6 protein-coding genes are annotated in these 8915 nt (G+C 35.2%); 5 read left to right on the top strand and 1 reads right to left on the bottom strand.

Translation table 11 applies throughout. The annotated features are described in order from the left end of the window. The coding region (locus QZ657_RS13100; protein ID WP_291967407.1) for a helix-turn-helix domain-containing protein at positions 1 to 435 on the bottom strand (435 nt) is incomplete at its 3' end. 244 nt (positions 436 to 679) lie between these two features. Here QZ657_RS13100 and QZ657_RS13095 point away from each other — a divergent pair. The 5 genes from QZ657_RS13095 to QZ657_RS13075 all read left to right on the top strand — a co-directional run. Beyond that, entirely contained in the window at positions 680 to 1075 is a 396-nt protein-coding gene (locus QZ657_RS13095; RefSeq protein ID WP_058102732.1) for a molecular chaperone Tir, read from the top strand. Positions 1076 to 1088: 13 nt separating this feature from the next. Next, positions 1089 to 1802 (top strand): PspA/IM30 family protein, encoded by a 714-nt coding sequence (locus tag QZ657_RS13090; RefSeq protein ID WP_291967405.1) that lies wholly within the window; start codon positions 1089 to 1091, stop codon positions 1800 to 1802. A 4-nt stretch (positions 1803 to 1806) separates the two neighbouring features. Continuing rightward, positions 1807 to 2511: an OB-fold-containig protein gene (locus QZ657_RS13085; protein ID WP_291967404.1), complete on the top strand. Its 705-nt coding sequence runs from the start codon at positions 1807 to 1809 to the stop codon at positions 2509 to 2511. A gap of 14 nt (positions 2512 to 2525) precedes the next feature. Further along, the gene (locus QZ657_RS13080; RefSeq protein ID WP_058102734.1) at positions 2526 to 4592 is read left to right on the top strand and encodes a flotillin family protein; all 2067 of its coding nucleotides are present in this window, start codon (positions 2526 to 2528) and stop codon (positions 4590 to 4592) included. A 58-nt stretch (positions 4593 to 4650) separates the two neighbouring features. After that, the coding region (locus QZ657_RS13075) for a DNA repair ATPase (RefSeq protein WP_291967402.1) at positions 4651 to 8915 on the top strand (4265 nt) is incomplete at its 3' end.

Genomic DNA, 8915 nt, shown 5'->3' with positions numbered 1-8915 from the left:
TTCATTTCTGCTCATTTCTAAATTTTGAACGGTGTATGCCCTAAATTTTTTATCTGGATTTATAGGTAATGATAAAAAAGGGAGATCTTGTATGTAAGAATTCTTGCTGAAATACTTTATATAATCGGTCTGATTCACAGCTGTAATACAAGGTACTTTAATAAAGAATTCTTGCTCACCAAGGTCTTGCTCAACAGTTAAATTGCCTTTGAACTTTAATAAATTATTTACTGTTAATTCGGTTGTTAGCAAGTCATCTATAGGAATGCTAAAATAATTAGCAATTTTTATCAATGTTTCTAGTTTTGGCTCACTTCTCCCTTCTTCATAAGCACCCAAAGTACCTCTTTTTAAGTCGAATATCTCTGCAAATGCTTGTTGACTAAGACTTTTTAAACTTCTTATTTTCCTAATATTTTTACCGAAATACGACATTTTTTTGCTAATTATATTTGCAAGTGATAAATATTTAATTATATTTGTCTAACAAAATTAGCAATAATTATTTGAATTGCTATTATTTTGAGCTATTAATTTTTGTCTAACCAATTTTAAAAACTCAATATCATGTTCGTCGTACTTATTTACATTTTAGCGCTCCTCTTATCAATTTAGGATTACGCACCAATATTATTTTGTATTATTGAATTTAAGAATCCACTTACAAAAACCAACACAAATGAAAAACCACTTTAATATAACCAGAGATTACCTGCTTGAACTGAATTTTAATATTGTAAAAGAGAATAGGGCAGACGGAATTATGGTTGTTGAGAAAGAAGATTCTGGAATAAAAAATTTGATTTTGGGAGTATCGCCTCCAATTTTGATTATGGAACAGTTTATATTTTCCGTTCACAATCAATCTGAAAAAATCTTTAAAAGCTTACTTCAGAAGAATAGAGATATCATTCACGGCGCTTTTGTTTTAGATGAAACTGCAAACCGCGTCATATTTAGGGACACCTTACAAATTGAGAATATGGATTTGAACGAGTTTGAAGCCAGTCTTAATTCATTAAGCTTACTTATGAGTGAATACTCGGACAAAATCATTGAATTTTCTAAATATTAAAAACAATAAAATCATGAATATATTTAAAAGACTATTTAAAATAGGAGAGGCTGAAACCAATTCGGCTATTGACAAAATGGAAGATCCCATTAAGATGACGGAGCAAGGCATTAGGGACATGAAATTAGACTTAGAAAAAAGTTTAGAGGCCCTTGCACAAGTAAAAGCACTTGCTATACGTTCTAAGAACGATCAAGACGTTTATAAGAACAAAGCCAAGGAATATCAAGATAAAGCTATTATCATTCTAAAGAAGGCCAACAGCAAAGAATTGGATGCTGCCGAAGCGGACAGACTGGCAAAAGAAGCTCTAATGCAGAAAGAGAGCAATGAGAATCAATTAGAGGCTACCAAGGTAGAAACTGAAAAGTTTGAGGCTAATGTAAGTCAAATGCAAGGCAACGTTGAAGCGCTAAAGGCGAATATAAATAATTGGGAAAACGAACTTAAAACGTTAAAAGCGCGTGTTAAAGTGAGTAATGCTACCAAAAATTTAAATAAGCAAATGGCAGAGTTAGACAGTAGTGGTACGGTTTCTATGCTTGAGCGTATGAAAGAAAAAATAGCGCAAGAAGAGGCCTTGGCCGAAGCGTATGGTGATATTGCCAATGCTAGTAAATCTATTGATGAAGAACTAGATAAAGCTGCAGATACCACTGAAGCCGCTGCAGATGACGAACTTCAAAAATTAAAAGAACAATTAGGGTTCACAAAAACCAAAAAATAAGAATTTGAATCAACTAACCGACATATTATTTTCTGAAGTAAACATTACGCTGACCGTACTGTTGATACTTCTAATTGTCTACTGGATCATTACCATGATCGGTGGTCTTGATTATGACCTTGATGTAGATATAGAGGTAGATGCAGATATAGATTTTGATGCCGGTATTGAAGGCGGAAATCTAGATTTTGAGGACATTTCAAATGCAGAGGTCAATAAAGACGATGTTATAGGTAAGAAACGTAAACCCTTAAAAAAGTGGCAAATTTTTCTCATTTATTTCAACTTTGTTGGCTTACCGTTCATGTTCACCTTTACCTTCTGGATTTTCGTTTGGTGGTTTGCTACTACCATACTTACAACACTTACAGGTACTTATGAAAACTACATTGGTTTTATCATAATGATTTCGGTTCTTATTCCTGCTTTGTTTATCAATAAAATTCTTACCACCCCGTTTAAAGGATTTTTTAAGCAATTGAATAAGGATGGTGACGCCCCAGTGGATTTTTTGGGGAGACAAGCAATTATGTTATCTAGTATTAGTGAAGATAAACTGGGTAATGCAGAAGTAAAAGCAGATGGCAACAGTCATTCTATTTACGTAAAATCGTTAGACCGTAAACCTTTGCCCTATGGCAGTTCTGTACTTATTATTAAAAGATCTGCGGATCACACACACTTTTTAGTTCAATCTTATAATCAATAAATCTTAAATCATTTATGGAATCCATCTTTTCAATTATTGGTATAGGTCTAGGAGTTCTTCTTTTCCTTATCATCGTTTATTTTGCAATTATTGCCATGTTCTACAAAAAGGTTCATCAAGGTCAAGCCTTGGTAAGAACTGGTTTTGGTGGCACAAAGGTAGCCACCGATAAAGGTCTTTATGTGGTTCCTGTTTTTCACCGTGTAGAGGTAATGGATATCTCGGTAAAGAAAATTCAAATAGAAAGACTGGCTACAGAAGGTCTTATCTGTAAGGATAATATGCGTGCAGATATTAAAGTGGCGTTCTTTGTTAGGGTAAACAATGAGGTTGACCTTATTAAAAAGGTAGCACAGACTATTGGTGTACAAAGAGCCTCTAGACAAGAGACGCTTGAAGAACTTTTTGAAGCCAAATTCTCGGAAGCTTTAAAAACCGTGGGTAAAAAATTCGATTTTATTCAACTGTATGAAGCCCGTAGGGAGTTTAGAGATGAAATTGTAGATATTATTGGTATTGACCTAAACGGCTATACTTTAGAGGATTGTGCCATTGATTACTTGGAACAAACTGCTGTTGCCCATTTAAAGGCCGATAATATTTTAGATGCTGAAGGTATCAAAAAAATTACCGATCTAACCGCTGCACAAAACATTAAAGCGAATCTTATTAAGCGCGATGAGGAGAAAATAATCCGTAAACAAGATGTTGAAGCTCGTGAGGCTATTCTTGAGCTGGACAAGCAATTAGCGGAAAAAGAGGAGCAACAAAAAAGAGAAATCTCTAACATAAAGTCTCGCGAAGAAGCAGAAACTTTAAAAGTAGCCGAAGAAGAGCGTTTAAAGTCTGAAACCGCACGTATTGCAACACAAGAAAAGGTAAAGGTTGCCGAAGAGAATATGGAGCGACAAATTATTGTAGCGTTGAAAAATAAACAACGTACAGATGCTGTTGAAACCGAAAGAGTTGAAAAAGACCGTTTATTAGAGGCTACGGAAAGAGAGCGAGTTGTTACCCTGGCTCAAATAGAGAAAGAGAAAGTAGTAGAAGTTGAGAAAAAGAATATTCAAGATGTTATTCGTGATCGTGTTACCCTAGAAAAAGGAGTAGTGGAAGAGCAGGAGAACATGAAAGACATTGAAGCTTTCAAGACTGCAGATCGTGAAAAACAAGTTAAGATCACCATTGCTGAAGCTAATGCACAAGAAGATTTGATCAAAACGATCAAAGCGGCCGAGGCTCAAAAAGAAGCAGCTAAGCAAAAAGCGGAGGAAATCAATATTGAAGCCCTAGCACATAAAGAAGCTAGTGAGAAAGAAGCAGAAGCACGTAAGATTTTGGCTGAAGCACAAGCTAAAGAAGAAGCTACCGTGGGTATGTCAGAAGCACAAGTAATGCATGCCAAAGCAGATGCCTATGAGCGTGAAGGTGTTGTACAGGCGCTTATCATTGAGAAAAAAGCAAAAGCAGAGGCTGCAGGTATTGAAGCTAAAGCGGAAGCAAAACGTAAAGATGGTTTAGCGGAAGCAGATGTAATTAAAGAGAAAGCCTTAGCAGATGCTGCCGGTATAGAAGAAAAAGCGAATGCCATGAAGAAATTAGATGGTGTTGGTAAAGAGCATGAAGAGTTCAAGCTGCGTTTAGACAAAGAATTACAAATTGACCTGGCTCAAATTAATATCCAGAAAGATATTGCCGATGCTCAAGCACAAGTTATTGGAGATGCATTGAAAGCTGCCAAAATTGATATTGTTGGTGGTGAAACAATGTTCTTTGACCAGATTATTGGGCAAATTACCAAAGGTAAAGGTTATGACAGGCTCGTAGCTAATAGTACCAACATTCAAGATGTAAAAGATGCTATTTTAGGTAGTGATGACGTAAAGGGCAACCTTTTGGAAAAAGTCAAAGAATTTGCTGATAAATATGGTATTTCTTCAGATGATCTTAAGAATTTAACCATTGCAAATTTATTGATGGACCTAAAATCCAAGTCCAGCGATAATGATGAGCAAACCTTGTTCAGCAATTTATTCAACCTTGCCAAAGGTTTAGGAATGAGTGATAAGAAATTGCGTTAGCACCAGAGCTTATTACTTCAACTAAATTAATAATGTAATATAAAGCCTAAGAATTTTTATGGCAGAGCATACCCAAACAGACACTACGGAAGAGCATGTATTGGACGGTGGCACATATGATGTTATCAAAAATAGATTACAGAAGCAAAAAGAGCTGTTACAGAACAAGTTAATTGACCTTAACAACGACAGAAAAACAGTTTTTGGTTCATTGGAGACCAAGCTTATTGCTAATGACCGCATCAATACGGAAAACAACTGTATTGCACGTGATATTGTTTCTTTTGGCAATACGTGTCTGTTTGGTTATAATGTTCATTTTGGGCTTAGGACGGACATCAACATTAAAGATGTTTTTAGTTGTTATCATTTTGAGGACAATAGTTTTAAGGCAATAGACCTTGGTCTTTTAGAGGATGATACTTTTAAAACAGATTTCACCAATCTGTACAAGTATTACAGAAATACGATATTCTCCAATTTTGCCATCATTGGTAATTATCTACATATGGTCTTTCGTTTAAGCGATAGCCCTACAGACATAAAAACCTTTAAATGGTTATTGGTCAACAACACTTTAAAATATGTTGACAACAGAAGTGAACATGAATATAAATTTCCTGTTCAGCAAGAATTTAAGTGGCAAGAGGCAAGTAGGGATATGCACCGCTATGGTGTACACTCACATGTTTCTATTAAAGATCGTGTATTTGTTGAAACCATTGGTGGTGACCTAACCATTAAAATTGAAGATAATACAGAAGAAGGCAAAGGTATTTTTGATGAACCTGTTGAGTATGTAGACCAGACTTTAGATGATGGTCAGTATCGTTTTGGAGATTTGGGAAACTTGTTGGTTTTAGAAATAAAACCATTTCAAGAGTCGCCTCGTTATTTTGTTTTTAACGATAAAATGAAAGAGGTACAGAAAATTGAATCTGTAAAAGATGCCTGTATTCTTCTTCCCGATGATCAAGGAATCATTTTCCCAACCGGGTATTATTTACAAACCGGAGAATATCACATTTTTGACAATGCAATACCAAATGTAAAATTTCAGCAACGCATTGTATCGCCTAACGGTGAAGATTTTCTTTACGTATTTTATGCAGCCAATGAAGGACTCTATAATCTGATGTCCTTCAATATCATTAGTCAAGTTATAAAAACACCAATAATTTGTAACGGATTTACCATTTTAGAAAATGGTGAACTATGCTATTTTAAGACAGAGCAGGAGCAGACGAAACACCACGTGGTTCAAATTTGGCAAACGCCTTATTTGAAAGGTGATTATATGCCATCGCAACATGAAGATACTTTGTTGTACAAAATTGGCAATAAGGACATTGTGCGGGCAATGGCTGAAGTAAACAGCTTAATTACCTTATTGAACAAAAATGACAACTATGCGGGTCTCTACAGTGATATCGCCAAGTTTTCAAAAGATATAATAGATGCATATTACTGGTTGCCAGAACCGGAAACGCATCAGCTTAATGTTCCTATAGAGGAAATCAACAAAGCGTCCAATGCCGCTATAGATGAATTTGAGAAGGTTGTACAGCTTCGTAAAAATGCTCAAAATCAGTCTAAGGAAATTCAAAAAAACTCATCGGAACTATTCAATAAAATTAAGAGTACATCTTTTAAAAGTATTGATGAATTCGTAGCACTTTTAACACGTTTACGATCCACCAGGGGTGAGGTCATTTCCTTAAAAGAGGTTAGATATATTGACCTGGAATTTCTTAAATCATTAGAAGAAGAAATTGAAGCTCAAACTAAAAAAATATCTGAGCGCTGCGTACAGTTTTTATTGAATCCGAATGCCTTACAACCTTACCATAAAGCTCTAGAAGAAAAAAAGAGTTTTATAGATACCGTTGAAAAGGTAATAGAAGCCAAGAAAAAGGAAGAGGAAATTAATGAAATCAGTACCGATCTTGAAATGTTGATTGATATTGTTTCAAATTTAGAGATAGAGGATACTGCACATTCCACTAAAATAATAGATGATATATCGTTGATTTTTTCCACGATAAATGAGCTAAAGGCGGCTTTAAAGAACAAAAGAAATTCTTTGGGCATATCTGAGGCAAAGGCAGAATTTGCCGCACAATTAAAGTTGATTGATCAAAGTATCATCAATTATATTGACATGGCAACTACTCCTGAGAAGTGCGATGAATATCAAACCAAAACATCTATTCAACTCGAGGAGCTTGAGGGCAAATTCACGGATTTTGAAGAATTTATTGAAATCATCATTGAAAAAAGAGAAGAGGTATATGCTGCTTTTGATGCCCGAAAAAATTCCTTAATTGAAAAACGAAATAAGAAGTCAAGCGCATTGACCAATGCTTCTAAACGTATTTTAAAAGGTGTACAAAAGAAGGCACAGAGTTTTAATACTGCGGTTGAAATCAACGGGTATTTTGCATCGGACCTAATGATCAATAAGCTTCGCGACATCATTACCCAACTGCAGGAGTTAGATGATAGTGGCAAGGCTGAAGAGATAGAGACCCAACTTAAAACTGCCCGAGAAGATGCACTTAGAAAGTTAAAGGATAAACTTGACCTTTATGAAGATGGCGACAGTGTCATTAGGTTAGGAAAGCACAAATTTGGTGTTAACAAGCAGCAATTGGATTTAACCATTGTTTTTCATGACAATGAACTAAATTATCATTTAACGGGGACAGATTTCTACAAACAACTGGATAATGAAGAGTTTGTAAATAACAGGCATTTATGGAACCAAGAGTATGTATCTGAAACCGATGAAATCTATAGAGGTGCCTACTTAGCCTATAAATTGTTTTCCAACTTTGGCGAAGATGAATTACTATCGCTAAATGATGAAGAATTATTGAAGGTTGTTCAAGAACAGAGTAGAAATGACTATTCTGAAGGTTATGTAAAAGGTGTTCATGATGTAGATGCATCAAGACTATTAAAGTTATTGGTTCACAAACATCATGAGTTAGGTTTGCTTACTTACCGACCAGAAATAAGAGGATATGCCCAATTTTTCTGGAATAGTTTAAATGAAGAGGTGAAAAACGAGTTGGACAAAAGTCTAAAAACAGCAGGTGAGGTTCTGCAGTACTTTCCAACATCTAACGAATATGCTTCTGTTGTTGAAAAAATACAGGGTTTAGTAGCTCAATTTGGAGAAAATACTGCACTTTACGACTCATTGCTGAGTGAAGATATTGCTTCCTATATATTTGAAGAACTTAAATCTGATTCTGAGTTTGTTTACAGCAGTGTGGCAATACAATTGGAAGAAGACTTTATAAAATTCCTAAAATCACAACAGGCAGATTTAAAATTTAAAAAGAGTATTGAAGATACTGTTAGTTTAGAGGACAAAGTTCGTTTGGCTAAACAATGGGTGGCCGCATTCTTAAAAACCAAAGAAAAACAAAGCCAAGGAATAGACCTTAAAAGATATACGCATGAAATTGTTGGGGCTTTATTGTTCAGAGATGAATCTGCCTCAAAAATTAAATCTGTTTCACCTAACGAAACCATTAAAGAATTAAGAGGCTCTCATACCACCATAAACAATGGTACGTATATCTTTAATTACCATGATTTTATTTCTAGAATGAGATTGTTCTTAACCAGTGAGGTACCGGCATTTCAAAAATTTAAAAAGACCAAACTAGATATAACGGAGCAACTTAAAAATGATTTAAAACTAGAAGAGTTTAAACCTAGGGTGCTTACTTCTTTTGTGCGTAATAAGTTGATCGACCAAGTGTATTTCCCCATTTTCGGTAATAACCTGGCAAAACAGCTAGGTACGGTTGGCGCCAATAAACGTACCGATAGAATGGGTATGTTGCTTTTAATATCTCCACCTGGTTACGGAAAAACCACGTTAATGGAATATATAGCCAACAGACTGGGCTTAATATTCGTAAAAATTAACGGTCCGGCAATTGGTCATGAAGTTACCAATGTAGACCCCGCATCTGCAAATAATAGTGCAGCAAGGGAAGAACTAAAAAAGCTGAATTTGGCTTTTGAAATGGGAAACAATGTTATGTTGTATCTAGATGACATTCAACACTGTAACCCAGAATTTCTTCAGAAATTTATTTCCTTATCAGATGGTACCCGTAAAATAGAAGGGGTTTATGACAATGAACCTAAAACCTATGATTTAAGGGGCAAAAAGTTCTGTGTGATTATGGCGGGTAACCCTTATACGGAAAGTGGAGAGAAATTTAAGATTCCAGATATGTTGGCAAACCGTGCAGATATCTATAATCTTGGTGATATTATTGGAGAAACCGAACATCTGTT

The organism is Maribacter sp., assembly GCA_020629415.1.
Lineage (GTDB): Bacteria > Bacteroidota > Bacteroidia > Flavobacteriales > Flavobacteriaceae > Maribacter > Maribacter huludaoensis.
Note: the sequence above shows the minus strand (reverse complement) of the source record. Positions and strands in the feature narration are given on the sequence as shown.